This window comes from Vibrio sp. PID17_43, from assembly GCF_002608565.1.
In the GTDB taxonomy this organism is placed as follows: Bacteria; Pseudomonadota; Gammaproteobacteria; order Enterobacterales; family Vibrionaceae; genus Vibrio.
In genome coordinates this window covers 1-25,405 of sequence record NZ_LIXM01000037.1, presented here as the reverse complement: position 1 = coordinate 25,405, position 25,405 = coordinate 1, and the positions used below count along the sequence as shown (strand labels likewise).

Genomic DNA, 25,405 nt, shown 5'->3' with positions numbered 1-25,405 from the left:
TTGAAGAAGTTAAAGACGACAAGAAATAAACCTTGTTAACTAGGCTGTCTAGGTCGCCTAGTGTCGATAAGACTTGTATATGCGGGCGTTTGGGGTAACTCTTACGCCCGTCTGTTTGTCAATACTGTCTTTCTAGTTAAGTATTTTGCGATAAGTGCACTTACCTAGAATGATACAAACACCAAGCGGTGAATCGATGCCGTTTGCAGTAATTAATTGGTGACGAAGAACATGTCAAAACGTGATTTTTACGAAGTATTAGGCGTAAGCCGTGATGCCTCTGAGCGCGATATCAAAAAGGCGTACAAGCGTCTAGCGATGAAATACCACCCAGACCGTAATCAGGGTGATGATTCTGCTGCGGATAAGTTTAAAGAAGTAAAAGAAGCGTACGAAGTTCTGACCAGCCCGCAAAAGAAAGCGGCTTATGATCAATATGGTCATGCGGCTTTTGAACAGGGTGGTGGCGGCTTCGGCGGTGGCGGCTTTGGTGGCGGCAGCGCTGACTTCGGCGATATCTTCGGCGATGTATTTGGTGATATTTTTGGTGGTGGCCGTCGTGGCGGTGGTCAGCAGCGAGCTCAGCGTGGTGCGGACCTACGTTACAACATGGAACTGTCTTTAGAAGAAGCCGTTCGTGGGGTATCTAAAGAGATCGAAGTACCAACGTTGGTTCATTGTGATACTTGTGATGGTAGCGGCGCGAAGAAGGGCTCAACCGCTGAGACGTGTGGTACCTGTCATGGCCACGGTCAAGTACAGATGCGCCAAGGTTTCTTTGCTGTACAGCAGACCTGTCCTACCTGTCATGGTAAAGGAAAGATCATCAAAGACCCATGTAATGAATGTCATGGTCAAGGCCGCAAGCATAAAACCAAAACACTTAACGTTAAGATCCCTGCGGGTGTGGATACGGGTGACCGTATTCGTCTGTCTGGCGAAGGCGAAGCTGGGGAAATGGGCGCACCAGCCGGTGATTTGTATGTACAAGTTCACGTGAAAGAGCACCATATCTTTGAGCGTGACGGCAATAACCTGTACTGTGAAGTTCCTGTGAGCTTTGCAATGGCGGCATTAGGTGGTGAAGTAGAAGTTCCGACACTAGATGGCCGTGTGAACCTGAAAGTGCCAACAGAAACGCAAACAGGTCGTATGTTCCGTATGCGCGGTAAAGGCGTGAAAGGTGTCCGCAGTGGCGGTGTAGGCGATTTGATCGTCAAGCTAGTGGTAGAAACGCCAGTGAACCTAAGTTCTCGTCAAAAAGAACTGCTACGTGAATTTGAAGAGTCTTGTGGTGGTGATGCGGCAACTAAGCATAAGCCGAAGTCAGAAGGCTTTTTCAATGGCGTAAAGAAGTTCTTTGATGACCTAACTAGCTAATTGCTGACTAAGTTGAATTTAATAAGAAGCCCGCAGTTATGTGGGCTTTTTTATGTTTATTGGTTTATCTATTTAAGCAACGACATTTTAGTTCCAACAATCGCTTGGCGATTCAATATTGGTTGAAGTGATCGTTATTTTTTTGTCTTGGCCAGTAAAGCAGCTGTCGCTATCTTGTCCACGATCAGATTTAGCCGTAGCCGCAATTGTGTAAGCTGCTGTTGCAGAGCTTGTTACAGAAAATGAGAAGCGGTCTGTATCGGAATCGCAAATCGTGCAGCTCCCTCCAGAGATGATCCCACTCCAGTCATAATCACCGTTATAAGAACTCTCTAGCATCAGTTGAATACGGCTAAGATCACTTAAGGCCACAATCCGATGTGACTTCAGTGTGTGCTTTGTGTAAGACGGATAGGCGACCGCTGCAATGATCCCAATAATCACCACAGCGAGCAGTAATTCGATCAATGTCATCCCTTTAAGTTGTCTGTTGTATCCGTTGCAACCAGATATTCGAATCATGACGAGTAGTTTCCTTTTCACTTACTCGCCTATTTTTCTTAGGTGATAGCATCAGCGCAAGATGAATTACGGCCCTCTTGCCGTTTACATAGGAATTTGGGAAATGCTTCGCGGGTTTACGTTGTTAGAGCTTCTGAGCACCATTGCAGTGGTGAGTGTTTTGTTGACTGCGGCAGCACCCTCTTTTCAAAATATTCTTGAAACCAACAAAATGCAGCGCTTAGCGAGTGAGCTGCATGGTTTTGTTATTCTAGGGAAATCGAAAGCGGTTTTGCGCCGTGAAAGGCTTTGGGCACATGTCATTATGTCAGGAGGTTCATCAAGTAACGGTGATTGGCGAATTGAACTCACGGATAACGGAGCTGAGGGGGCGGGTACGGTTTTATTGTCGTTTTCGGGAGAGCCATACAGCGATATTGTCGTCGATCCTAGCTATGCGTCCGATCAAATCAGCTTTGACGATGTTCATGGCCGCCCGTCTTCCGGCAACATTCGCTTTTACCCCGTTGGTGAATCTTCTAAAGCGCTAAAGCTAATCACTCACACTTTGTCTGCTCGTGTCCGAGTGTGTAGCGATAACAACAATACCGAGTTCTTCGGTTATTCAACGTGCTCCTAAGGGGGAGGAACATGTTTAATCAGAAAGGCGCGAGTCTTGTTGAATTTATGATTGCATCTTCTCTGGGGCTTGTGTCTCTCGCCATCGTTGGTTCTCTTTATATCGGTGGGCAGAAAATGGCGATGGAGAGAGCTAAGGAGTTGATGTTATTACAAAATACCATGAGCGTGTTACAGATGTTAAGAAGTGATATTCAGCGAGCTGGATTTGATGGCAAGGGCGGTAATTCAGTCAAAATCTCTGGTGCAAGCAATACGATTTACACCATTAATGACAGCGATAGAGGGCTGGTCGCTTACGCTTATCATGTAGGTTTTTCTGGTGCTGCACCGCTCTATAAGAGCGTGGTTTATGAGCAGAGGAGCATCACGCCGGAATCACTGTTTGTTTGTGAAAGAAAGCAAGCGTTGATTTGGGATGTTAGTGAAGTAATCGCGTTGTCTGGTACTGGCTCATGTAACAGGCTTTTTGATAAGAAAACGATCCACGTTAACCGGTTTGATCTTGCTGAAGAAACGTTGAAAAATACTCAGGCTGAAAGTGCGTTGGTGACGATTACATTGGGAACGGAGCTAGTAGGGGCTACAGGTGTAAATACAGAGCAGTCGTTTACGGTGAAGCAAAGGAACTGGCAGTAATGAGAACACAACAAGGTGCTGCAGCATTATTGGTTGTCAGTGTATTGCTTGTCGCTGCACTGATGATGTCACTCGGCAGTTATAAATCGCTCTTTTATCAAATCAAGAGAGCCAATAATCAGATTGAAGCTAGGCAAGAGCATTGGCGCGCGGAAGGGGGATTAGAGTGTGCTTATGCAATAAATAAAGCTGATTTATCAGTAGCACCTAATTTGCAAGACTACTCTAACTGTTCACAAAGTACTGCTATTGCAACTCAGTCATTGATAGACCCTAAGTTTTATGAGTTATCTTCGAGCGTAAATAACCGAGCTAAGGTGTTAAAAAGTATTGAAGTTATTGGCAGGCCCACCGGGGCTATTCAAGCACGCTCTGATTTGAAATTAATGGGTTCTTATCTTTTTACCCCTGAATTTGTCGCCCCTGATACATGTGTATCTGTTCAATTTATGACCTCAGTGGCGATGGAGGGAACTTTTGTTACGACGAACCCTTTAGGAAAAATGTGCAGTTCAACTCACATGACCAACACTGCTCGTGCAGGGTTATGTGTTTTAGGAGATCCCAATTGTGATGATTCTGGTGGTATAAACGACTATCAAGTGAAAGTCACCGGTGATGATGCAGATTATATTGGTGATGAAAAGATGTTTGAGCATGATTTTATTCATGACTCTAAGCTCGATCCATTTGCAGCATTCTTTGGCTATCCTAGAGATCAGCTAACGGAGGTTAAAAATGGTTTTGTGGTCATTGACGGTAGTGTGGCAAGCAACTCGGGGGCAACACAAACCTGTGCTGATAAAATCACTGCGGCTTTTGCAACGAGCGATGCAGTTTGGGTTGTAGGTGATTGTGATCTTGAGAGTGGTCTTGGTGTTAGTGCAACAGCAAGACCAAAACTTCTTGTAGTCGAAAATGGGTTATTGTCGGTTTTCGGCTCAGGCTCTTTTCCTGGGACTGTCTATCACCTTTTCACTTCATCGGTCGGTGATATGACATCAAGATGGACATCTGAAGTTTCTGGTACTGCCCACATAGGGATTCTTTCTGCTACGGAAAAAGCAAAGCTAACATTTTTTTCTGGAGGATCATTTAAACCGGTTGGCGGATATGTTTTTGATACCGTAGGAGGCTTAAGTGTTTTTGGAGCGGCGGTTAATCTAGAGTTTGATTCGGCATCTGTACCAAATGATCACAAGAAAGTTCAATGGAAAAAGGGATCTTGGAATGATCTCCAAACAGCAGGGCTTTAGCCTAATCGAAATATTGATTTCTTTTCTTCTGCTTGGCGTTGGGGCTTTGGGGTTAACGAAATTGCAAATTTACATGGAACGCAAGTCTGATTATGCCATCCAAAGTATGGAGGCGTTGCGTTTAGCGGAAAATCAACTTGAGTGGTTTCGTACCCGCGGGGCATCCGCTGCGCTCTCAACGATTTCTACCGCTAGTTTTGCTTCCATCTCGACAGGATCTTCTGTTATTGGTAGCTATACTGTGCAATGGGATGTGCCTGCGGCGACAGTCTCAGGCTCGTTAAAAACCATTACCATCACATCAAGCTGGCAAGACCGAACGGGAGAGACGCAATCGGTTGAATTGAAAACAATGATCTCTCGATACAGTGAATTTATAAACTAACCTGAGGGAATGACTGGTTAGTAAATGATTTTTGTCATAAGCATTGATGATTTTTATCGATAAATGTGCTGGTTAATAATGGGTTTGCGAACTGTTAATTTTGATGGTGTGCTACTGTTTTTTTTATGTTTAATTGATATGGCGTTTTTGCAAAATATGTCTCCAAATATGGAAAAAATCGTAGAACCTTGTGCTTTCTTTGTCATGATTGAATAAAATGCCCAGTTGAAAATAGGCCGTTATAATTATTCAAATAGGCCATGGCACCAACATCATTCATAATGGAGTTACCATGAGTAACCAAGCTGTCAATAAAACACCGTCACCAAAGCCGAGCGGGATGGACCGTTTCCTGAACTTTATCGAGCGAGCAGGTAACAAAATCCCTGATCCTGCGATTCTGTTCTTCTGGGCACTAATCATTACTTGGGCTGCGTCTGCACTTTTGTCGAATGTTTCTTTCGACCTTTTAAACCCTCGAACTGGCGAAGCTCTTACTATCACTAACCTTCTAACCGGTGAAGCTCTAGCAAATTTCCTTGCTAACATGGTGACGACGTTCACTGGCTTTGCGCCACTAGGTATCGTTCTTGTAGCGATGCTCGGTGTTGGTGTTGCCGATTCTTCTGGCTTCATCACCACAGGTCTTAAGAAGATGCTGAACTTCACACCAGCAAAACTTCTTACTCCAATGCTAATTCTTGTCGCAATCGTATCGCACACGGCGGCGGATGCGGGCTACGTTCTGGTTATTCCTCTAGGTGGTATTATCTTCCACGCAGCAGGTCGTCACCCTCTAGCGGGTATCGCAGCAGCGTTCGCAGGTGTATCAGGGGGGTTCTCTGCAAACTTCATCCCTTCAGGTATCGATCCGCTACTTGCAGGTTTTACACAAACAGCGGCACAGATTCTTGATCCTGAGTACGTAGTCAACCCACTAGCAAACATCTTCTTTACAGGTCTATCTTCAGTAATCATCGTTGCTATCGGTTGGTACGTAACAGAGAAAATCATCGAACCTCGTCTAGCGAATACGCCAGTTGACGAAGATGCAGAGAAAGCACCAGATCTAGGTACTTTCACTGAGCTTGAGTCTAAAGCGTTCCGTTACGCTGGTTGGGCAATGATGGCAGGTATCGCACTACTTGTTGTTGCGCTTATCCCAGAAAACTCTGCACTGCGTTCACCGGAAGGTGAGATCACTGCGTTTTCTGCGCCTGTAATGCGATCTATCGTTCCGTTGATCTTCATCCTATTCATCATTCCAGGTTACGTATACGGTAAAGTTTCTGGTACGTTTAAGACAAGCAACGACATCATCAAAGCGATGGCAGATACCATGTCTACAATGGGTGCGTACATTGTTATGTCGTTCTTCTGTGCACAGTTCCTATCTGCATTCGCGCAATCAAACATCGGTACGATGCTAGCGCTATACGGTGCGGAAGGTCTGAAAGCGATGAATTTACCAGGTGAAGCGACTATCATCGGTATGATTCTTCTAACGGCTTCTGTGAACCTGCTAATTGGTTCTGCATCAGCGAAGTGGGCACTAATTGGTCCAATCCTAGTGCCAATGCTAATGGCGGTAGGTATTTCTCCTGAGCTATCTCAAGCGGCATACCGTGTCGGTGACTCTGTATCGAACATCATTTCACCTCTGATGGTATTCTTCCCTCTAGTGGTGGTTTACTGTCAACGTTACGTGAAGTCGACAGGTATCGGTACACTAGCGTCTCTAATGATGCCATTCTCGATTGCAATGCTGATTGGTTGGTCTATTTTCCTAGTGGCTTACTGGATGCTAGGCATTCCTCTAGGTATTCAAGCACCTTACACTTACACGATGTAATTGCTATCCAACAAATTGAAAAGCGCAGGTCGAGGGGCCTGCGCTTTTTTTGCTTTTATCACCCTGAAAATGACGATGGCTTCTTCTGTAGCAACACAGAAGTTAGTGATACTATCTTTGTTCGATGAATCGTTATTTTCTCTGGAGTTCCTTTGTCTGACCTTTCTTTTACTTCTCAAGATGAATTGTTTATGCGCCGGGCTATGGCGCTTGCTGAGCAAGCTGAAGCGGAGGGGGAGGTACCTGTTGGCGCTGTTTTAGTTAAAGATGGTGAGATCATTGCGGAGGGCTGGAATCGTTCTATTTGTGCCCATGATGCGACTGCACATGCTGAGATTCAGACATTACGTAAAGCTGGTGAGACGTTACAAAATTATCGCTTACTTGATACCACGTTGTACGTGACGTTAGAGCCGTGCCCTATGTGTGCGGGTGCGTTGCTGCACAGTCGAGTTAAGCGTGTGGTGTATGGTGCACCGGATCTCAAAGCGGGCGCAGCTGGAACCGTACTGAACCTGTTTGAAAGCCAAGCGGCTTATCATTATGCGACGGTAGAAAGCGGGTTACTGGAAGAAGAGTGCCGAACTCAGTTGCAAGCGTTTTTTAAACGTCGTCGAAAAGAAATCAAAGCAAAGAAACAAATGCAAAATGCGTTGGAGAATGGGCCACAATTGAACGATGAATAGAGAAAGGAATGCTAGTAAACCTCTAACGGATAGAGGTTTACTTCAAGTTATCACAGATTCACTAGGTGAATGAAAACCCGGGTACGCGCATTGATTTTCTTTTTCATACACGTGAGCTTGCGCTTACGGCGGTTTGCCGCCACGGTCTTATTTAAACGTTTTGACAGAACTCTGCGTTTTCTCATAACCAGAACCTCTTACAGACAACGAACACACTCTCCGACACTCACATTACGCAGCGCCCGATTCATGACCAATAGATGACATTCTTGTGATGCACGCACATGGATGAGGGTGACGTCAGAGCGGGTAGAGGGTGACCAATTGAGCTTCTCATTCCGGTATTTAGTACTATGGCTAAATAGTTATACAGGGGAAATGAGCTCGAAAGGTCGAATTCTAGAAAGTTTCTATCGTGGGCTCAACAAAAAAATAGCGAGCAAAATGCTCGCTATTTTTGAAAGGTTTATTCTGGAACGGATTTGAGCTTTTCTTCGGACTCTGCTTTTGTTTCCTCCGCTCCTGATACTTGACCCGCGAAGGTATCCACGGCACTTGACATTAACAGATCAGGATTAAGAGGTGGGATCACTTGCAAGTCGTCAGTGCCTTCTTCAATTGAAGGTTTTTGGCTTACATGGCCAATGATTGACTGGTAGTAACGACGAATATTCTCGACATAATTACGTGCTTCGTCACCCCGGGCGTAACCGTAACGAGTTTGGCTGTAGAAACGTTTTTGACGAAGTAAAGGCAGCCGCTCTTTCACATCGGCCCACGCATTGGGATCGCCGCCTTGTGTCTTGGTTAGGCGTCGCGCATCCATCATATGGCCGTAACCCACGTTATAAGATGCCAGCGCAAACCAAATTTTCTCATGTTCATTAATGCTATCTGGAACACGATTTACAATCTGACGCAGGTATTCCACACCACCACGTACCGATTGCTCTGGGTCGAGACGATCGGTCACACCGACACTTTTCGCTGTTGGTAGGGTTAGCATCATCATGCCACGCACACCAGTTGGCGACTTCGCTTTAGGCTTCCAGTGTGACTCTTGGTATGCCAATGCAGCAATCAAGCGCCAGTCAAACTCTTCACCGTATTTTTGAAACAGCGGGGCCCATTTCGGCAGAGTATTATCCAAAGCACGAATAAAGGCACGAGTGTCGACGTAATCGAAGGCTTCAATATGACCAATGTACTTCTCTTCTAGTGTCGCTAGCTCACCAGATTGTTTAATGTTGCCGAAAAACTCGATCAACATAGCGTACAAGCTTTCATCTTCAGAGCGACGAGTAAACCAAGACACGGGTTGGTCTTCAGTCAGTTCAAACGCGAGCGCCAAATCAGGGTACAAACGTTGCGCTAAGGACAGTTCGACGGAGTCTGTGACGGTGAAGCGCAGTTCGCCAGTGGATACCTGTTTGAGTAGGTCTCGGGTATCGGCATTACCGACGATCTCAAATTGCAGATCCGGGTGTGCTTTCTGTAGTGAGGTAAGTGTCGGAACGTATTGAGATTGCTCAATAATCTTAAGGGTTTCAACACCAGTGGTTGAGTCTTCTTCGGAATTGTTGTCCTTGGTCGATTGGTAGTCGATCAACTGATGGATATGGCGTGGGCGAAGCTGACCTTTCTTATACACCACTTGTTGACTGACATAGTAGTAAGCCGGGCCAGGACGGAATCGTTGTACCGCTTGAGATGTTTGGTTGAGACCTGTCGCGATGATATCGATATCGCCTTTTTTTAGTGCAGGGAAAAGCTCAGCTTGGCGGAATGCGGGTTTGATCTCCAGTTTTACACCGAGTTGCTCAGCAAACTTGCGAGCCAGTTCGTAGTCCAAGCCCGCTGGACCATCAGGGCCAATATAGTAGGAGAGTTGATTATTTAGCGTGCCAACACGTAGGACTCCACGCTCTTGGATTTGCTCGAATTCATTTTTGGGTTCCGACTCAATCTGGCAGGCAGAAAGTAAAAGCACAGAAGCGAAAAGCAGGGCGCTGCGCTTGAATCGGTTGAGCTGACTTATTTGCATTAATTCGGTACGTCTCGATAAATTTCTAGTGCCTTTATATCAAAGCGCGCTGGTGGGGCAAAGAGAATCAGACAGATAGAGTGCGACATTGTCTGATTTATCGACATTTCTGCTGTAATTCAAATTTGACATAAAAAAAACGCAAACGGTTGCTTTTGGTGTTACATCACAAAAACAATTGCTATATAATGCGCTCGCAACGAAGAGGTGAAATCGGCATAGGTTCGAAGTTTTGTTTTTTAACCCACTGAATTTATTCCAATATCACCTTAATCACTTGCAATAAGAGACCTAAGCACATGAGAATTTTGCGTGGCTCCCCAGCTCTTTCTGAGTTTCGTGTTAATAAGCTACTGGAACTGTGTCGTGAACAAGATCTGCCTGTAACGGGCATTTACGCTGAGTTTATGCACTTTGCGGATCTAAAGTCTGATCTTAATGACCAAGATTTAGAAAAACTGGAAAAGTTGCTGACTTACGGCCCAACGATCGAAGAACATGAGCCACAAGGTCTTTTACTTCTTGTTACTCCTCGCCCGGGCACGATTTCGCCTTGGTCTTCTAAATCTACTGACATCGCCATTAACTGTGGTCTAGACAGCGTAAAACGTCTAGAGCGCGGTACTGCGTATTATGTCGAAACATCATCTTCTCTTTCTGAGGCTCAAGTCGCTGATGTAAAAGAGCTTATCCATGACCGTATGATGGAAGTCGTGTTCACTGAGCTAGAAGCAGCATCAGCACTATTTACGGTTGCAGAGCCGGCTCCAGTGGCACACGTTGATATCCTTTCTGGCGGTCGTCTTGCGCTTGAAGAAGCAAACGTTTCCCTAGGTTTGGCGCTAGCCGAAGATGAAATTGATTACTTGGTAGAAAGCTTTACTAAGCTTGGTCGTAACCCGAACGACATCGAATTGATGATGTTTGCACAGGCGAACTCAGAGCACTGTCGTCACAAAATCTTTAACGCAGATTGGACGATCGACGGTGTTGACCAACCTAAGTCTCTGTTTAAGATGATCAAAAATACCTTTGAAACGACACCTGACCACGTACTTTCCGCTTATAAAGACAACGCAGCGGTCATGGCTGGCTCAAAAGTCGGTCGTTTCTTCCCTGATCCAAAAACACGTCAATACAACTACCATCACGAAGATGCACACATCTTGATGAAGGTAGAAACGCACAACCACCCAACCGCAATTTCTCCGTGGCCAGGCGCCTCTACAGGTTCTGGTGGTGAGATTCGTGACGAAGGCGCGACAGGTATCGGTGGTAAGCCCAAAGCTGGTCTGGTTGGTTTCACGACGTCTAACCTACGCATTCCTGGCTTTGAACAGCCATGGGAAACCGACTTCGGTAAGCCTGGTCGTATCGTTAATGCATTAGACATCATGCTGGAAGGTCCATTAGGTGGTGCGGCGTTTAACAACGAGTTTGGTCGCCCAAATCTACTGGGTTACTTCCGTACTTACGAAGAAAAAGTCACCTCACACGCAGGTGAAGAAGTTCGTGGTTACCACAAGCCAATCATGATTGCTGGTGGCATGGGTAACATCCGAGATGAGCACGTACAGAAGAAAGAGATCCCAGTCGGTGCGAGCCTAATCGTACTGGGCGGTCCTGCAATGAACATCGGTCTTGGTGGCGGTGCTGCTTCTTCAATGGCGTCAGGTCAATCAGCGGAAGATCTCGATTTCGCTTCAGTGCAGCGTGAAAACCCAGAGATGGAACGTCGTTGTCAAGAAGTGATTGACCGTTGTTGGCAGCTTGGTGAAGAGAACCCAATCGCATTCATCCACGACGTAGGTGCGGGCGGTATCTCTAACGCACTACCAGAGCTTGTCGATGATGGTGAGCGCGGTGGTAAATTCCAACTGCGTGATGTACCAAACGATGAGCCGGGCATGAGCCCTCTAGAAATCTGGTGTAACGAATCTCAAGAGCGTTATGTACTTGCAGTGGCACCAGAGAACATGGCGGCGTTTGAAGCAATTTGTAAGCGAGAGCGCGCTCCGTATGCAGTAGTGGGTGTAGCAACAGAAGAGCGTCACCTAACGCTTGAAGATTCGCACTTCGACAATACGCCAATCGATATGCCAATGGATATCCTACTTGGCAAGCCGCCAAAAATGCACCGCGAAGCGACAACACTCAAAGTGGAAAGCCCAGCGATGGTTCGTGACGGTATCGAACTTAATGAAGCCGTAGATCGCGTACTTCGCCTTCCAACTGTGGCTGAAAAAACATTCCTTATCACCATCGGTGACCGCACGGTAACGGGTCTGGTTGCTCGCGACCAAATGGTGGGCCCTTGGCAGGTGCCAGTAGCAAACTGTGCAGTCACTGCAGCAAGTTACGACACTTACCACGGCGAAGCGATGTCGATGGGTGAGCGCACGCCAGTGGCACTGCTAGACTTCGGTGCGTCAGCACGTCTCGCGGTAGGTGAATCACTCACTAACATTGCAGCGACAGACATCGGTGATATTAAACGCATTAAACTGTCGGCTAACTGGATGTCCCCAGCCGGCCACCCAGGTGAAGATGCAGGTCTATACGAAGCGGTAAAAGCGGTAGGTGAAGAATTGTGTCCTGCGCTTGGTTTGACTATCCCTGTTGGTAAAGACTCAATGTCGATGAAGACAAAGTGGGAGGAGAACGGCGAGAACAAAGAAGTCATTTCGCCATTATCGCTTGTTATTACTGCATTTGGTCGTGTGGAAGATATTCGCAAGACAGTGACGCCTCAGCTGCGTCTCGACAAAGGCGACTCATCTCTCGTTCTTGTCGATTTAGGTAACGGTAAGAACCGTCTAGGTGCAACGGCACTAGCACAAGTTTACAAGCAACTTGGCGACAAGCCTGCTGACGTAGATAATGCGGAGCAACTAAAAGGCTTCTTCGATGCGATGCAAACGCTAGTTCGTGATGACAAGCTAGTGGCTTACCACGATAAAGGCGATGGTGGCCTATTGGTCACGCTAGCAGAAATGGCGTTTGCTGGTCACTGCGGTGTAAAAGCGAATATTCAAGATCTTGGCGACGATACGTTAGCGGCACTATTTAACGAAGAACTTGGCGCGGTTGTACAAGTTAAGAATGATGATCTTGATTTGGTTCTCTCTACGCTTGCGGTATATGGGCTTGAAACGTGTTCACACGTGATTGGTCGTGTAGAAGAATCCGATGATTTTGTTATCACATCGGGTGATGCAGTTCTGCTTGAGCGTTCTCGTACTGAGCTACGTACTATTTGGGCTGAAACCACACATAAGATGCAAGGTCTACGTGACAACCCAGCATGTGCTGACCAAGAGTTTGAATCGAAGAAAGACAACTCGGACCCAGGTCTGAACGTGAAGTTAAGCTTTGACGTGAATGAAGACATCGCCGCGCCATACATTGCAAAAGGTGCTAAGCCTAAGATGGCAATCCTACGTGAGCAGGGCGTTAACTCTCACGTTGAAATGGCTGCAGCCTTTGACCGAGCTGGCTTTGAAGCAACGGATATCCATATGAGTGACATCCTAACGGGTCAAACCGTTCTGGATGAATACCAAGGTTTAGTTGCTTGTGGTGGCTTCTCTTACGGTGACGTACTTGGTGCAGGGGAAGGCTGGGCGAAGTCTATTCTATTCAACGTGCAAGCTCGTGAGCAGTTCCAAACCTTCTTCAACCGTGACAACACTTTCTCTCTAGGTGTGTGTAATGGCTGTCAGATGCTATCGAACCTAAAAGAGCTGATTCCTGGCGCTGACCTATGGCCGCGTTTTGTTCGCAACGAATCAGAGCGCTTCGAAGCACGTTTCAGTCTCGTAGAAGTTCAGAAGTCAGACTCAGTATTCTTCGATGGTATGGCGGGTTCTCGTATGCCAATTGCAGTATCACACGGTGAAGGTCGTGTAGAAGTGCGTGATGCAGACCACCTAGCGGCGATTGAAGCCTCTGGTACGGTTGCTGTTCGTTACGTGGACAACCACGGTAACCAGACGCAACAATACCCGAACAACCCGAATGGTTCGCCAAACGCGATTACGGGTCTAACGACTCAAGATGGTCGCGTGACTATCATGATGCCGCACCCTGAGCGTGTATTCCGCACCGTGGCTAACTCATGGTCGCCAGAAGGTTGGGGCGAGAACGGTGCTTGGATGCGTATGTTCCAAAACGCACGTAAGAACATCGGTTAATCCAGCTAATCCATGAAATAGAAAAAAGCGCAGATCCGAAAGGTCTGCGCTTTTGTTTGTACCAAGAAAAATGCACATATAGCATTAAAAAAGTCGCGCAAAGACGAATCAATTGTGCTCTAATACCGCGCTTACCAAGGGATGGTGTTAAACAGCTCAGCTTAGATGGAGTTATCAGTTGACCGAATCCCTGATTAATCCCTAAATCCCTTAGGAAATGAAATACATGTCTAAAAATCCAAAATTTGCTATCCGCCTAACTGAAAAACGTAACGGTTGGAGCGCAGAGATCACTCGTCAAGTAACGTCTCGCAAGGTTGTTGTATCAAAACGTGAAACTGGTTTTGACAGCGAAGCGAAGGCTCAAGCTTGGGCTGAACAAGAGCTAGCGGGCTTCATTCAAAACCAAGTGGTTCGCAATGAACGTAAAGCGGCTCAACGCCAAGAGCGCGAAGCAGAGCAGCTTGCAGCACAAGTTCGCAAAGAAGAAGCTCGTAAAGCTCGCGACACCGCTGAAGACGAATAATCGTTACAAAAAAGCCCTGATAGTTCAGGGCTTTGTTTTATCTAGCATTTCATTATTGCTGAGTGTCTAGTGGGATTTGTCCGGTAGTCACTTGGTCAACGTCAAACTCCGTCAACTCTTCAATATAGCTTTCTACCGTCTGTTCAACGATGTCATCATCTTGCTTGAAGTAGGCAATATGGAAGATGGCATCCCCTTCGTTAACCAAAGGCAGCGTTTGCTGACCGATAACGATACCTCCTTTTGGTGCTAGCAGCTCTAGCTCGTCGTGACCTAGTGGTGAACTGATGTAGGCGAGTGTTTCACCTTCTTCTACTTTATCACCTAAGTTAACGACAGTACGCAGAATACCATTGCCTGATGCACGAACCCAGCTCGTCGATTTTGCAATGATAGGCTCTGGCAGTTTCTTACGGCTCGCGCGTAGCATGCCGATCGCTTGCATTACACGTTGCACACCTAATACGCCTGCACTGATCGACAGTGGGTCAAAACGTAATGCTTCACCCGCTTCGTAAGTAAGAACCGGAATGTCGCATTTCTCTGCTTCACTGCGAAGAGAACCGTCACGCAGTGCGGAATCGACAATGACTGGTGTTGCAAATGCTTTTGCAATGCGAAGTGTTTCTGGGTTGCTCAGGTTAGCGCGAATCTGTGGCAAGTTAGTGCGGTGAATCGCACCCGTGTGAAGATCCAGAATGTAATCACAGCGGTTGGCAATGTTGTTAAAGAAGCCATGAGCCATACGTGATGCTAGTGCGCCTTTTTCACTACCAGGGAAGCAACGGTTTAAATCACGACGGTCTGGCAGGTAACGAGACTTATGGATAAAGCCGAATACGTTCACGATAGGCACAGCAATCACGGTACCTTTCAGTTTTTGTGGGTCTAATTGGTTAATCATCTGACGAACGATTTCTACGCCATTTAGCTCATCACCATGGATTGCCGCGTTTACCATTAGTACCGGCCCTTCCTGTTTACCATGAATAATTTCCACAGGAATAGAAAGCGGAGAGTGCGTGTAAAGCTGCGCCGCTTCAAACTCAGTCTCTAGTCGCGTTCCTGGTTGTATTTGATGCCCTAACAGTTCAAATACTTTGCTTTTTTTACTTCTGGCCATAAACCATCTCTGTCAAATAAGTTAGCATCAATGTAACAACTGGTTCAAAATCACACTAATCATTCTGTTTAAGGATACGATAAATAACTTTAATCAATAAGGTTAAAGTTTCACCACATGTTGTGGTTAAATTGCGTTTTGTATTTAACTACCTGATTAGTCATGCTAATTGTAATGTTTATTTTGCCTTTATTATTCGTGGTATGAATAAATGAGTATTAAAAACAATACAGCGATTTTTTTACTGAAAATCCGTCTTTTATCATTAGGCGTTATCGGCTAATATTCGCGCCGAAATTTTGACCTAGTTTTTATATAGAGGCTTTGATGAAAAAGGCGATCGCTAAAATTGGTGCGATGACTGCAGTAGCAGTATCACTTTCTGGCTGTGTAGGCAGCAACGCAGTAACGGGCTACGTTATGGGCTTTAATCTAAAAGCAGTAGACAACCGTTACGCTCGTGGTGGTCTAAACATGCTAATGGCGCCAATTTACGGTATTTCGGTTGCAGCTGACTACATTGTATTTAACTCGCTAGAGTTCTGGACTGGTAAAAACCCACTAAACGGTAAGCCACACATCTTTGATACTAAGATGGACACTTACATTGACGTAAACCACCAGTTAGATAAGTCTTTAACGACGGCTCCAATCGGGCCTCTAACGAACAACCGTGTAATCGAACAAGGCCAAATGCAGCAACTTGACGAAAACACAGTTGAAATGGACATTACTTACAACAACGGCGAGAAAGCGACCCTAATGGGTGTGCGCGACGGTGAATTTGTTACTTACTACATCGATGGTGAAGTGGTAGCCACAACTTCTATGGATGAGCTGGCAGCATACGCACAGACTCGTGCATAATTCGCGATTTGTGGATAATGAAAAGGGTGCGTCGGCACCCTTTTTTTGTGTCTATTGTATTGGTCTAGGTGAACTCAGACATTAAGCTTTACGCTTTCTCAGGAATGGCTTCTAGTAGTGCAACCATTTGATCCCAGAACAGCTGAACAGTATCGATCTTCACTTTTTCATCTGGAGAGTGGGGGAACTTGATGGTTGGGCCGAAAGAAACCATATCCATATTAGGGTAAGGTTCTTTGAATAAACCACACTCAAGACCTGCGTGAATGACCATAATGTTTGGTTTGTGGCCGTAAATGCCTTCGTACATATCACGGAAGATTGCCATGATTTCGGAATCAGCATCCGGCTTCCAACCAGGGTATGCACCTGAGAATTCGATTTGTGCTCCAGCAAGTTCTGCCACTGAGTGCAGCATGCCTTCGACTTGGCTGCGGCCTGAATCGATCAGAGAACGGATTAAGCAAAGTACCGTCACTTTATTCTCTGCTGTTGTGATAACACCAACGTTCAACGAGGTCTCAACCACGCCTTCGATCTCGTCACTCATGCGAATTACGCCGTTCGGGCAGGCATTGAGTGCGGCGATAAAACGCTGTTGATCGGCGACTGTGAATGCTTGTGCGTCCGTTGCGAACTCTTCGTTGAAAGTGACGATACCTGTTTCAACTTTACCAAGCTCGGCTTTTAGAAGCTCAGTGTAGTAGCTGAATAACTCTGCGAGTTTGTCTTGATTTTCTGCAGGAAGTGCAACCGTTACGAACGCTTCACGAGGGATCGCGTTACGTAGACTACCGCCGCGGAAATCGACTAGACGAAGATCTAACTCTTGCGCGTGACCCGCTAGGAAACGAGCAATCAGTTTGTTTGCGTTACCGCGACCGGTGTGGATGTCACAACCAGAGTGACCACCTTTTAGGCCTTTAAGCGTTAACTGACGAGTAACAAAGCCTGCCGGGATGGCATCGCGAGCGATATCGAATGTCATTGCACCGTCGATACCGCCAGCACACCCCATGTACACTTCACCTTCTTGCTCAGAGTCTGTGTTCAGCAGGATATCGCCTTCCAACCAGCCTGCTTCAAGCCCAAATGCGCCCGTCATGCCAGCTTCTTCATCGATCGTCAGTAGAACTTCGATAGGACCATGTTGGATTTCAGTAGAAGCAAGAACCGCAAGACAAGAAGCCATACCGATGCCGTTATCAGCACCAAGCGTTGTTCCTTTTGCAGTTACCCATTCGCCATCAATGTATGGCTGGATAGGATCTATAGTGAAGTCGTGATCAGTGTCTTCGTTCTTTTGTGGCACCATATCGATGTGTGCTTGAAGCACCACACCTTTCTTGTTCTCCATGCCAGGTGTAGCTGGCTTTTTAATAAACACGTTGCCAGTGGGATCGCGACGTACGTCAAAACCTTGCTCCGTAGCCCAGTTAACAATGTACTGAGCGAGCGCTTCTTCATGTTTTGAAGGATGAGGAATGGAACAAATCTTATCGAAGAACTGCCAAAGTGGAGCAGGTGATAAGGTACTGATCTCAGAATGGAATTCAGACACGGAGGACTCCTTTTGATGTGTTTTGCCAAATATGTGTCGCAAAAATATTTTATGTCTAGCAGTACATGCTAGTTAGTATTGGCTTTAAATTGGAATCAAGCATACCACCAGAACGATATCGCGAGTAGTCGTCAGGAAAAGGAATTCTAACGTAGGTATCTCCTTTCTCGGCGAAGAAGTCATTAATAGGAGGTGAAGTTAAGTGCATATCATTTGAAAAAGCCATCAAATTACAGTCAACTCTTTTGTAATTAACTTTCACATAAGCTTTTAATGTGGTGTTTTTTTGAGTTTTGCGTGATGCAGCTCACTATAAATGTTGTAATTTAATTTCTTAATGGTATATTTGTAACCAGCTTTTTAAAAGAAGAATGAAATGCTCAAAGGATGAGTCCGTTTATCGCCTCCAAGGAACCGAGAAATCAACGACAGTATTAATTGATTTAGAAGGTGATATTTATGAAAGGTTTACCAAGTGCAATGTTCTGGAATAACAAATCTGTTTATACCGGTAACTTTGTATACCCAACAAGCTTTGGTTACTAATTGCAACCAACGCATGTGACTCGAACAGTTTGTTCACCCCTATAAATTGGAATTTTTTTTCAGTAATAGTGCTGACATGATTCACCGCCACTCATTTTGAGTGGCGTTTTTTTATCTTTTTTTTCGTTTCCGGCTACTTTCTCACCACCAAAGCTCTTTTCTGTTACCACTGCCCCGCTTACCCCAATTACCAGCCAAATAATTAAGTGTTTTAGGTTGAAAAGTTGGTATTTTTATTTGGAAGTTTAATACATTGTTCACTTTGTACACATCGCCTTAAATAGCGTATTCGTCTATTACTGTTTGTTTATTAAGGTATAAACTCTACGAGCGCTTCAGGTTCTACCGAATGAATTGCATATCCAAAGAAAAAAAATGCATTAGAGTGAAAATTCTATCTGGAATTTGTTATTTGATAACTTTATAATCCCAGCCAATCGATTACGCAACCGTTTACTTTTTATCTTTACAGGATTCGAACATGCTCGAAAGGCTATTTAAACTTAGTGAAAACGGCACCAATGTGCGCACTGAGATCATCGCAGGTATTACTACTTTCCTTACCATGGCTTACATCATTTTTGTAAACCCGACGATTCTTGCGGATGCAGGTATGGATCGTGGCGCTGTATTTGTTGCGACGTGTCTTGCCGCTGCGATTGGCTGTTTCATAATGGGCTTAGTTGCTAATTACCCAATTGCTCAAGCTCCGGGCATGGGTTTGAATGCGTTTTTCACCTATTCTGTTGTGTTGGGTATGGGCTATACCTGGCAAGTGGCGTTAGCTGCTGTATTCGTTTCTGGTTTGCTTTTCATTGCATTGAGTGTGTTTAAGATCCGTGAATGGATCATCAATTCGATTCCTCTTTCTTTGCGTACAGGTATTTCTGCTGGTATCGGTCTTTTTCTTGCATTTATCGCGCTTAAAAATGCAGGCATCGTAGTTGATAACCCAGCGACACTGGTTTCTATGGGCAACATCACGTCACTTCAATCAGTGCTTGCGGCGATTAGTTTTTTCCTTACTATTGCTTTAGTTCACCGTGGTGTAAAAGGCGCGGTAATGATCGCCATTCTTGGCGTAACGGCGTTAGGTCTTATCTTTGGTGATGTGCAATGGGGCGGAGTCATGTCCGCACCACCAAGTTTAGCTCCAACGTTCATGCAGTTAGACTTCTCTGGCTTATTTGAAGTTGGCATGATTTCAGTCGTATTTGCTTTCTTATTCGTGGACTTGTTCGATACGGCAGGCACGCTAGTCGGTGTGTCTCAAAAAGCGGGACTAACTGACGAAAACGGTAACATTCCTCGTCTAAACAAAGCGCTACTAGCTGACTCAACGGCGACATCTGTCGGTGCGTTGCTAGGTACATCAAACACCACATCTTACATTGAGAGTGTGTCAGGTGTGGCAGCAGGTGGTCGTACGGGTCTAACAGCCGTCGTTGTTGGTGTGCTGTTCCTCCTTGCTCTATTGTTCTCGCCACTAGCGGGAATGATCCCAGCTTACGCGACATCTGGCGCGCTGTTTTACGTAGCTATCCTGATGCTTTCTGGGCTTGTCGGTATCGACTGGCGTGACCTAACAGAAGCCGCTCCGGTAGTGGTTACCTGTCTAGTTATGCCTCTGACTTTCTCTATCGCAGAAGGTATCACGTTAGGCTTCATCGCTTACGCCGCTATCAAGTTGTTCAGTGGTAAAGGCCGTGACGTATCGATGAGTGTGTGGGTTATGTCTGCCATCTTCATCGTGAAATACATCGTAGGTTAATCCGGTTTGAAAAAAGCCAGTGTGGATGTTGGTTCGCACTGGCTTTTTTTTTTTGATTTTCCCCGGTAATACCCATCGCAGTAAGTCAGTGATCAGAGTTAGCGTAGGAAAAAACGTTTGGAAATAAGGTGAAATTTTCGATAAGTAGTTATTCTACAATCAAAATTTTAAACGAAGTTATCGAGCGTTATAACAAGCTAGAATGACCAGTTATTTACTACGATTGGTAGAATACATTCACTTCTTCATTTTGTGTTGTTCACCGAATACGATTTTTCTGCGCAATAAGCGGAGAATTTTGATATCAGCGTTGGTATTACGGAAGTGTTTCGGTAGAATAATCGTTTGCGCAGCTTGAAACCCCCATTTCCTCTGGTGTGGAAAATTTAGTGAGATGTGTCCAATTCAGTACATCAAGCTAGGTAGAGGGGATGCATATTTTGAAATTATTAGGTTATTACAATGAGTAAAAAATTCATTATCACTTGGGATGCGATGCAGTCTTACTGCCGTGAACTGGCTGAGAAACAAATGCCAGCTGAGCAATGGAAAGGTATTTGGGCGGTAAGCCGCGGTGGTTTGGTTCCTGGTGCAATCTTGGCTCGTGAGTTAGGTATTCGTTACGTTGATACAATCTGTATCTCAAGCTACGACCACGATCACCAACGTGACATGACCGTGCTAAAAGCACCGGAAGGTGATGGCGAAGGTTACCTAATTATTGAAGACCTAGTAGATAGCGGCGACACAGCGCGTAAACTACGTGAAATGTACCCGAAAGCAAAACTTATCGCGGTATGTGCGAAACCGTCTGGAAAAGAACTGCTTGATGACTATGTAGTCGATATCGCTCAAGATACTTGGATTGAACAGCCATGGGATATGTCTATCCAGTACGCTGAGCCGGTAAACCGCAAGCAAAAGTAATTGGATACGAAGAATCTTGAGAAATGCCCCTTTATAGGGGCATTTTTTTTATTATTATTAAAGCTATTGCTAACAGCCTAGAGTTCTTCCTATGTCAGAAGACGTCAGTAAAAACCTTTCCGAAGCTTTGTTTGCCAATCATAAACAGGCGAAAGAAACGTCCGCACTTACTCAGTACATGCCGACCAGCCAAAAGATTCTTGATGAACGAGAAGGGAGTGATGATAGTGCCTGGTATCGCCACCTGAGACGTTTACAGTGGGCTTGGCAGGGGGTATCTCCCATAGAGATAGAAGGCGTTTTATCAAAAATTGCTTCTTCTCCTCATTCTCGCACTCAAGATAGATGGTTAGATACGGTGATGGGGTATCACAGCGGTAACTGGACATTTGAGTGGATAAAATTAGGTATGGAGCATCAACGACGTGCAAAAGATCTCAGTGGTGAGGAAGCGGCTGATGAGTTGTTTTCGGCATCGCTGTGTTTTAGCATTGCAGGTTATCCTCACCTAAAAAATGACAACTTAGCGCTACAGGCTCAAGTGCTAGCGAACAAAGCCTATTCGGAAGCCTCTGAAAAGACGCAATACACGATTAAGCAGATTGAAGTGCCTTATCAAAAGCATAAGATCATTGCGAACTTGCATCTGCCACGTACCGATAAGCAATTGCCAGTGGTGATGGTGAGTGCGGGTTTAGATAGCTTGCAAACCGACATGTGGCGACTTTTCCGTGATCACTTAGCGCCAAAAGGCATTGCCATGTTGACCGTGGATATGCCTTCGGTAGGTCATAGCTCACACTGCCCATTGACCGAAGACTCAAGTTGTGTGCATCAGGCCGTACTTAACGAACTCTATTCTGTTCCTTGGGTTGATCATCATAAAGTGGGTTTGGTTGGTTTCCGCTTTGGTGGTAACGCCATGATCCGTCTTTCTTTTATTGAACAAGAGAAGATCAAAGCTTGCGTGTCGTTAGGGGCGCCTGTCCATGATTTGTTTACTTCGCCGAAGAAGTTGCAGCAGATGCCCAAGATGTATTTAGACTTACTAGCTTCACGTTTAGGAAAGAGTGCGGTCGATATCAACAGCATGGCCGGACAAATGATGGCGTGGTCATTGAAAGTGCAGGGTTTTTTGAGCAGCCGTAGAACCAAAGTACCAATCCTTGCCTTGAGTTTAGAGGGCGACCCGATTTCTCCTCACAGTGATAATCAGTTGGTGGCACTGTTTAGCCAGTATGGTCAGGCGAAGAAAATCAGTTCCAAAACAATTACAAAAGGATATGAGCAATCCCTCGATTTAGCCATAAAGTGGTTAGAAGATGAACTATTGAGATGACAAAGAGCCTAATTTAGTGAAGAGTAATGCAGTTGAGCAAAAAACATGCTCATTACAATTAAATAATTTACTGGGTAGTAGATATCCTCACTATAGAAACGGAGATTCTTATGTCAGAGACGAGTCAAAGCCCGACCCATTTTCGCTTGATGTCAAAGTTAAAGGCGGTAGGGCCTTACCTACGCGAACCACAATCACAGGAAGGGAGGTATTATTTTGATTGCCTATCAGTCTGTGTAGACGACAAAAAGTCACCTGAACAACGTGAGTTTTGGGGCTGGTGGATGGATTTGGAGTCCATCGAAAGTGGCTTTACGGCTAAGTACCATATCGGCAAGTATAATCAAGAAGGCGAGTGGGAATCAGAGTCATTACCCAAAAAAGTCGTTGAAGAAGTGTACTTAACTCAAAACATCTTTCACAAAAAGCTTGTTGAGACAATGAGTGAATATTTCAAATTGGAAGTGGAATATCACACCGAGTCGTTTGATTTTGCCTAATTTGACTGATTTACTCTTCCCTAAGACAAAAAGGTGCGTTTTCGCACCTTTTCTGCTTGTTAAATCCCCATTTGATTGCTAAAACATCCACTCTTTATTTGTTTTTCATTTCAGAAGACATCATGACAACGAATCAACAGAATGCAGTTGTTTCACAACCACAGACCGTCGTTGTGAAACTGGGAACAAGTGTGCTGACAGGCGGTACTTTGGCGTTAGACCGTGCTCACATGGTAGAGCTGGCTCGTCAATGTGCGGAGCTAAAAAAACAAGGCCATTCAGTCGTAATGGTTTCGTCTGGTGCAATTGCAGCAGGCCGAGAGCATCTTGGATACCCCGCGCTGCCCAATGCGATGGCGAGCAAACAGTTGCTTGCTGCTGTGGGTCAGAGCCGCTTGATTCAAACATGGGAGTCACTGTTTGGCATTTACGGTATTAAAATTGGTCAAATGCTGCTGACTCGCGCAGATTTAGATGATCGTGAGCGCTTCCTTAACGCGCGTGACACTATTAACGCACTGGTAGCAAACGACATTATTCCTATCGTTAACGAAAACGACGCAGTAGCAACGAACGAAATCAAAGTGGGTGACAACGATAACTTGTCTGCTTTGGTGGGGATTTTGTGTGGTGCAGATAAATTATTACTCCTCACTGACCAAAAAGGCTTGTTTACCGCAGACCCGCGTAAAGACCCAAATGCAGAGCTGATCAAAGAGGTGAAAACCATCGATGATACTTTGCGTAAAATTGCAGGTGGCAGCGGAACAATGCTCGGTACTGGCGGTATGGCAACCAAACTCCAAGCCGCAGACATTGCTCGCCGAGCCGGTATTGAGGTAATTATTGCGGCAGGTAGTGCGCCAAACGTGATTTTTGATTCGTTGAGCCCAGAGCCACAAGGCACCCGTTTCCTACCTTGCTCAGAAGCACTAGAAAACCGTAAGCGTTGGATCCTTGCGGGTCCTGCCGCTAGTGGTGACATCGTGATCGATGACGGTGCAGTTAATGCGGTGGTAGGCACGGGCAGTAGTTTGTTAGCGAAAGGTGTGATCAAAGTTAGTGGTGATTTCGCGCGTGGTGAAGTCGCACGTGTCACCAACTCGCACGGTAAGTTAGTTGCCCGTGGTATCAGCGCTTACTCAAGTGAAGACTTAGCGAAAATTGCCGGTAAGCACAGTAAAGATATCATCTCTATTTTGGGGCATGACTACGGCTCGGAAGTGATTCATCGCGATGATCTTGTTGTTATTCAAGAATAGAATTTGAGGGAAGCAAAGTGGATTTAACGAATATGGGGAAAGCTGCCAAAGATGCAGCTTTCGAGCTGGCGACGGCGTCAACTGCACAGAAGAACCAAGCGCTAGCCATCATCGCGGATGAGCTAGAAGCAAATGCTGCAACAATTTTGGCTGCCAACGCAAAAGACATCGAACTGGGCCGTGAAGCAGGTCTAACAGACGCGCTGCTTGATCGTCTCCTACTGAATGAAGAGCGCCTAATTGGCATAGCAAATGACGTTCGTAACGTTATCAGCCTAAATGACCCAGTCGGTAGCGAAATTGACAGTAAAGTACTAGAAAACGGCATGTCACTGTCTCGTCGTCGCGTTCCTCTTGGTGTCGTGGGTGTGATTTACGAAGCGCGGCCAAACGTAACTATCGATATTGCGGCACTGTGTCTGAAAACGGGTAACGCTAGTATTCTACGTGGTGGTAAAGAGACCTTCTTCTCGAACATGGAGTTGGTGAAAGTTATCCAATTGGCGCTAGCGAAAGCGAACTTACCTGCGGCATCTGTTCAGTATATTGAAAAGCCTGACCGTGAGTTGGTTTCTCAATTGCTTAAACTGGATGATTACGTCGATATGATCATTCCACGTGGTGGCGCTGGTCTACACAAAATGTGTAAAGAGAACAGCACGATTCCAGTCATCATTGGCGGTTTTGGTATCAGTCATATTTTCGTCGATGAATCAGCGGAACTAGAAAAATCGCTAAACGTGGTTGAGAACTCAAAAGTTCAACGCCCATCGGCATGTAACTCATTAGATACACTGTTAGTACACGAGAAGGTAGCAGCGCAATTCTTATCAATGATTGTTGATCGCATGAACGACAAAGTGACGTTCGTTGCAGAGCCAAAAGCAAAAGCACTAATGGCACAAGCGAAACACATTCGCGATGCCGGTGAAGGTGATTTTGATACGGAATGGTTAAGTTACACGCTTGGCGTAAAAGTGGTTGCTGACGTGAAAGAAGCGATTGACCATATGCGTGTTCACAATGCGAGCCATTCCGATGCAATCATGACCAATAGCCTGGAAAATGCTGAATGGTTTATTAACTCAGTGGGCTCTGCTGCAGTATACGTAAACGCGGCGACGCGCTTTACTGATGGAGCACAATTCGGTTTAGGTGCAGAAGTGGCAGTATCCACTCAGAAACTGCACGCGCGTGGGCCGATGGGTTTAGAAGAGCTAACCAGTTACAAATGGGTAGGTAAAGCGAACTACCTTGTACGTAGTTAACTGATATTGATTGAAAAAGGGGCAGTAATGCCTAATGCCGATCAGTTAAGAGATAAATGATCGGTTGAACGATCCTACAGATGGCTTATAAAGGCTCTAAGTTCCCAAAACTTAGAGCCTTTTATTTTGCAATTAACCAC

The 25,405-nt window shown here is 45.6% G+C and carries 20 protein-coding genes; 16 read left to right on the top strand and 4 right to left on the bottom strand.

The window, feature by feature from the left end:
• Nucleotides 1-231: 231 nt before the first annotated feature.
• Entirely contained in the window at nucleotides 232-1,380 is a 1,149-nt protein-coding gene (dnaJ, locus tag AK965_RS19245; protein WP_099081119.1) for a molecular chaperone DnaJ, read from the top strand.
• 87 nt (nucleotides 1,381-1,467) lie between these two features.
• Here dnaJ and AK965_RS19240 read toward each other — a convergent pair whose 3' ends face one another.
• Complete coding sequence (locus AK965_RS19240) at nucleotides 1,468-1,902, bottom strand: type IV pilin protein (protein WP_099081118.1); 435 nt, start codon at nucleotides 1,900-1,902, stop codon at nucleotides 1,468-1,470.
• Between the two features lie 103 nt (nucleotides 1,903-2,005).
• Here AK965_RS19240 and AK965_RS19235 point away from each other — a divergent pair, with 103 nt between their 5' ends.
• The 6 genes from AK965_RS19235 (at nucleotide 2,006) to tadA (ending at nucleotide 7,338) form a co-directional block, all read left to right on the top strand.
• Nucleotides 2,006-2,521 (top strand): Tfp pilus assembly protein FimT/FimU, encoded by a 516-nt coding sequence (locus AK965_RS19235; protein ID WP_172438199.1) that lies wholly within the window; start codon nucleotides 2,006-2,008, stop codon nucleotides 2,519-2,521.
• Nucleotides 2,522-2,532: 11 nt separating this feature from the next.
• Nucleotides 2,533-3,159 carry a PilW family protein gene (locus AK965_RS19230; protein ID WP_099081116.1) on the top strand — a complete coding sequence of 209 codons (627 nt, stop codon included), beginning with the start codon at nucleotides 2,533-2,535 and terminating at the stop codon, nucleotides 3,157-3,159.
• A complete protein-coding gene (locus AK965_RS19225) occupies nucleotides 3,159-4,415 on the top strand; it encodes a hypothetical protein (protein WP_099081115.1) in 1,257 nt (418 codons plus the stop codon). The genes AK965_RS19230 and AK965_RS19225 overlap by 1 nt, the downstream gene beginning before the upstream one ends.
• On the top strand, nucleotides 4,390-4,800 hold the full coding sequence (locus AK965_RS19220; protein ID WP_099081114.1) for a prepilin-type N-terminal cleavage/methylation domain-containing protein: 411 nt from the start codon (nucleotides 4,390-4,392) through the stop codon (nucleotides 4,798-4,800). Before AK965_RS19225 ends, AK965_RS19220 begins: the two co-directional genes overlap by 26 nt.
• A gap of 292 nt (nucleotides 4,801-5,092) precedes the next feature.
• Nucleotides 5,093-6,652 (top strand): AbgT family transporter, encoded by a 1,560-nt coding sequence (locus AK965_RS19210; protein WP_099081112.1) that lies wholly within the window; start codon nucleotides 5,093-5,095, stop codon nucleotides 6,650-6,652.
• Between the two features lie 152 nt (nucleotides 6,653-6,804).
• Nucleotides 6,805-7,338 carry a tRNA adenosine(34) deaminase TadA gene (tadA, locus tag AK965_RS19205; protein WP_099081111.1) on the top strand — a complete coding sequence of 178 codons (534 nt, stop codon included), beginning with the start codon at nucleotides 6,805-6,807 and terminating at the stop codon, nucleotides 7,336-7,338.
• Nucleotides 7,339-7,804: 466 nt separating this feature from the next.
• On the opposite strand, the gene mltF is transcribed toward tadA, so the two are convergent.
• Nucleotides 7,805-9,382: a membrane-bound lytic murein transglycosylase MltF gene (mltF, locus tag AK965_RS19195; RefSeq protein WP_099081109.1), complete on the bottom strand. Its 1,578-nt coding sequence runs from the start codon at nucleotides 9,380-9,382 to the stop codon at nucleotides 7,805-7,807.
• 299 nt (nucleotides 9,383-9,681) lie between these two features.
• Between mltF and purL the strand changes: the two genes are divergently transcribed.
• Both purL and AK965_RS19185 read left to right on the top strand, forming a co-directional pair.
• Complete coding sequence (gene purL, locus AK965_RS19190) at nucleotides 9,682-13,575, top strand: phosphoribosylformylglycinamidine synthase (RefSeq protein ID WP_099081108.1); 3,894 nt, start codon at nucleotides 9,682-9,684, stop codon at nucleotides 13,573-13,575.
• A 226-nt stretch (nucleotides 13,576-13,801) separates the two neighbouring features.
• Nucleotides 13,802-14,101 (top strand): DUF3622 domain-containing protein, encoded by a 300-nt coding sequence (locus AK965_RS19185; protein ID WP_099081107.1) that lies wholly within the window; start codon nucleotides 13,802-13,804, stop codon nucleotides 14,099-14,101.
• A gap of 52 nt (nucleotides 14,102-14,153) precedes the next feature.
• Here AK965_RS19185 and AK965_RS19180 read toward each other — a convergent pair whose 3' ends face one another.
• Nucleotides 14,154-15,224: a succinylglutamate desuccinylase/aspartoacylase family protein gene (locus tag AK965_RS19180; protein WP_099081106.1), complete on the bottom strand. Its 1,071-nt coding sequence runs from the start codon at nucleotides 15,222-15,224 to the stop codon at nucleotides 14,154-14,156.
• Between the two features lie 327 nt (nucleotides 15,225-15,551).
• Between AK965_RS19180 and AK965_RS19175 the strand changes: the two genes are divergently transcribed.
• The gene (locus tag AK965_RS19175) at nucleotides 15,552-16,091 is read left to right on the top strand and encodes a DUF3332 domain-containing protein (RefSeq protein WP_099081105.1); all 540 of its coding nucleotides are present in this window, start codon (nucleotides 15,552-15,554) and stop codon (nucleotides 16,089-16,091) included.
• Nucleotides 16,092-16,179: 88 nt separating this feature from the next.
• Here the strand turns inward: AK965_RS19175 and AK965_RS19170 are convergent, their stop codons facing one another.
• Complete coding sequence (locus tag AK965_RS19170; RefSeq protein WP_099081104.1) at nucleotides 16,180-17,652, bottom strand: aminoacyl-histidine dipeptidase; 1,473 nt, start codon at nucleotides 17,650-17,652, stop codon at nucleotides 16,180-16,182.
• Between the two features lie 1,027 nt (nucleotides 17,653-18,679).
• Here AK965_RS19170 and AK965_RS19165 point away from each other — a divergent pair.
• From AK965_RS19165 to AK965_RS19140, 6 genes are all read left to right on the top strand, one after another.
• Nucleotides 18,680-19,969: an NCS2 family permease gene (locus AK965_RS19165; protein ID WP_099081103.1), complete on the top strand. Its 1,290-nt coding sequence runs from the start codon at nucleotides 18,680-18,682 to the stop codon at nucleotides 19,967-19,969.
• Nucleotides 19,970-20,431: 462 nt separating this feature from the next.
• Complete coding sequence (gene tet(34), locus AK965_RS19160; protein WP_005447605.1) at nucleotides 20,432-20,896, top strand: oxytetracycline resistance phosphoribosyltransferase domain-containing protein Tet(34); 465 nt, start codon at nucleotides 20,432-20,434, stop codon at nucleotides 20,894-20,896.
• A gap of 91 nt (nucleotides 20,897-20,987) precedes the next feature.
• The gene (gene frsA, locus AK965_RS19155) at nucleotides 20,988-22,235 is read left to right on the top strand and encodes an esterase FrsA (RefSeq protein ID WP_099081102.1); all 1,248 of its coding nucleotides are present in this window, start codon (nucleotides 20,988-20,990) and stop codon (nucleotides 22,233-22,235) included.
• A gap of 110 nt (nucleotides 22,236-22,345) precedes the next feature.
• Nucleotides 22,346-22,735 carry a sigma factor-binding protein Crl gene (gene crl / locus AK965_RS19150; protein ID WP_099081101.1) on the top strand — a complete coding sequence of 130 codons (390 nt, stop codon included), beginning with the start codon at nucleotides 22,346-22,348 and terminating at the stop codon, nucleotides 22,733-22,735.
• Nucleotides 22,736-22,857: 122 nt separating this feature from the next.
• Nucleotides 22,858-23,997, top strand: coding sequence for a glutamate 5-kinase (gene proB / locus AK965_RS19145; protein ID WP_099081100.1), 1,140 nt, complete (start codon nucleotides 22,858-22,860; stop codon nucleotides 23,995-23,997).
• A 17-nt stretch (nucleotides 23,998-24,014) separates the two neighbouring features.
• Complete coding sequence (locus AK965_RS19140) at nucleotides 24,015-25,265, top strand: glutamate-5-semialdehyde dehydrogenase (protein ID WP_099081099.1); 1,251 nt, start codon at nucleotides 24,015-24,017, stop codon at nucleotides 25,263-25,265.
• Nucleotides 25,266-25,405: the final 140 nt, after the last annotated feature.

Bases quoted from the DNA above. Each gene is read 5' to 3' on its own strand.
- dnaJ (WP_099081119.1), top strand. From the start codon at position 232: ATGTCAAAACGTGATTTTTACGAAGTATTAGGCGTAAGCCGTGATGCC.
- AK965_RS19240 (WP_099081118.1), bottom strand. From the start codon at position 1,902: ATGATTCGAATATCTGGTTGCAACGGATACAACAGACAACTTAAAGGG.
- AK965_RS19235 (WP_172438199.1), top strand. From the start codon at position 2,006: ATGCTTCGCGGGTTTACGTTGTTAGAGCTTCTGAGCACCATTGCAGTG.
- AK965_RS19230 (WP_099081116.1), top strand. From the start codon at position 2,533: ATGTTTAATCAGAAAGGCGCGAGTCTTGTTGAATTTATGATTGCATCT.
- AK965_RS19225 (WP_099081115.1), top strand. From the start codon at position 3,159: ATGAGAACACAACAAGGTGCTGCAGCATTATTGGTTGTCAGTGTATTG.
- AK965_RS19220 (WP_099081114.1), top strand. From the start codon at position 4,390: ATGATCTCCAAACAGCAGGGCTTTAGCCTAATCGAAATATTGATTTCT.
- AK965_RS19210 (WP_099081112.1), top strand. From the start codon at position 5,093: ATGAGTAACCAAGCTGTCAATAAAACACCGTCACCAAAGCCGAGCGGG.
- mltF (WP_099081109.1), bottom strand. From the start codon at position 9,382: ATGCAAATAAGTCAGCTCAACCGATTCAAGCGCAGCGCCCTGCTTTTC.
- purL (WP_099081108.1), top strand. From the start codon at position 9,682: ATGAGAATTTTGCGTGGCTCCCCAGCTCTTTCTGAGTTTCGTGTTAAT.
- AK965_RS19185 (WP_099081107.1), top strand. From the start codon at position 13,802: ATGTCTAAAAATCCAAAATTTGCTATCCGCCTAACTGAAAAACGTAAC.
- AK965_RS19180 (WP_099081106.1), bottom strand. From the start codon at position 15,224: ATGGCCAGAAGTAAAAAAAGCAAAGTATTTGAACTGTTAGGGCATCAA.
- AK965_RS19175 (WP_099081105.1), top strand. From the start codon at position 15,552: ATGAAAAAGGCGATCGCTAAAATTGGTGCGATGACTGCAGTAGCAGTA.
- AK965_RS19165 (WP_099081103.1), top strand. From the start codon at position 18,680: ATGCTCGAAAGGCTATTTAAACTTAGTGAAAACGGCACCAATGTGCGC.
- frsA (WP_099081102.1), top strand. From the start codon at position 20,988: ATGTCAGAAGACGTCAGTAAAAACCTTTCCGAAGCTTTGTTTGCCAAT.
- crl (WP_099081101.1), top strand. From the start codon at position 22,346: ATGTCAGAGACGAGTCAAAGCCCGACCCATTTTCGCTTGATGTCAAAG.
- proB (WP_099081100.1), top strand. From the start codon at position 22,858: ATGACAACGAATCAACAGAATGCAGTTGTTTCACAACCACAGACCGTC.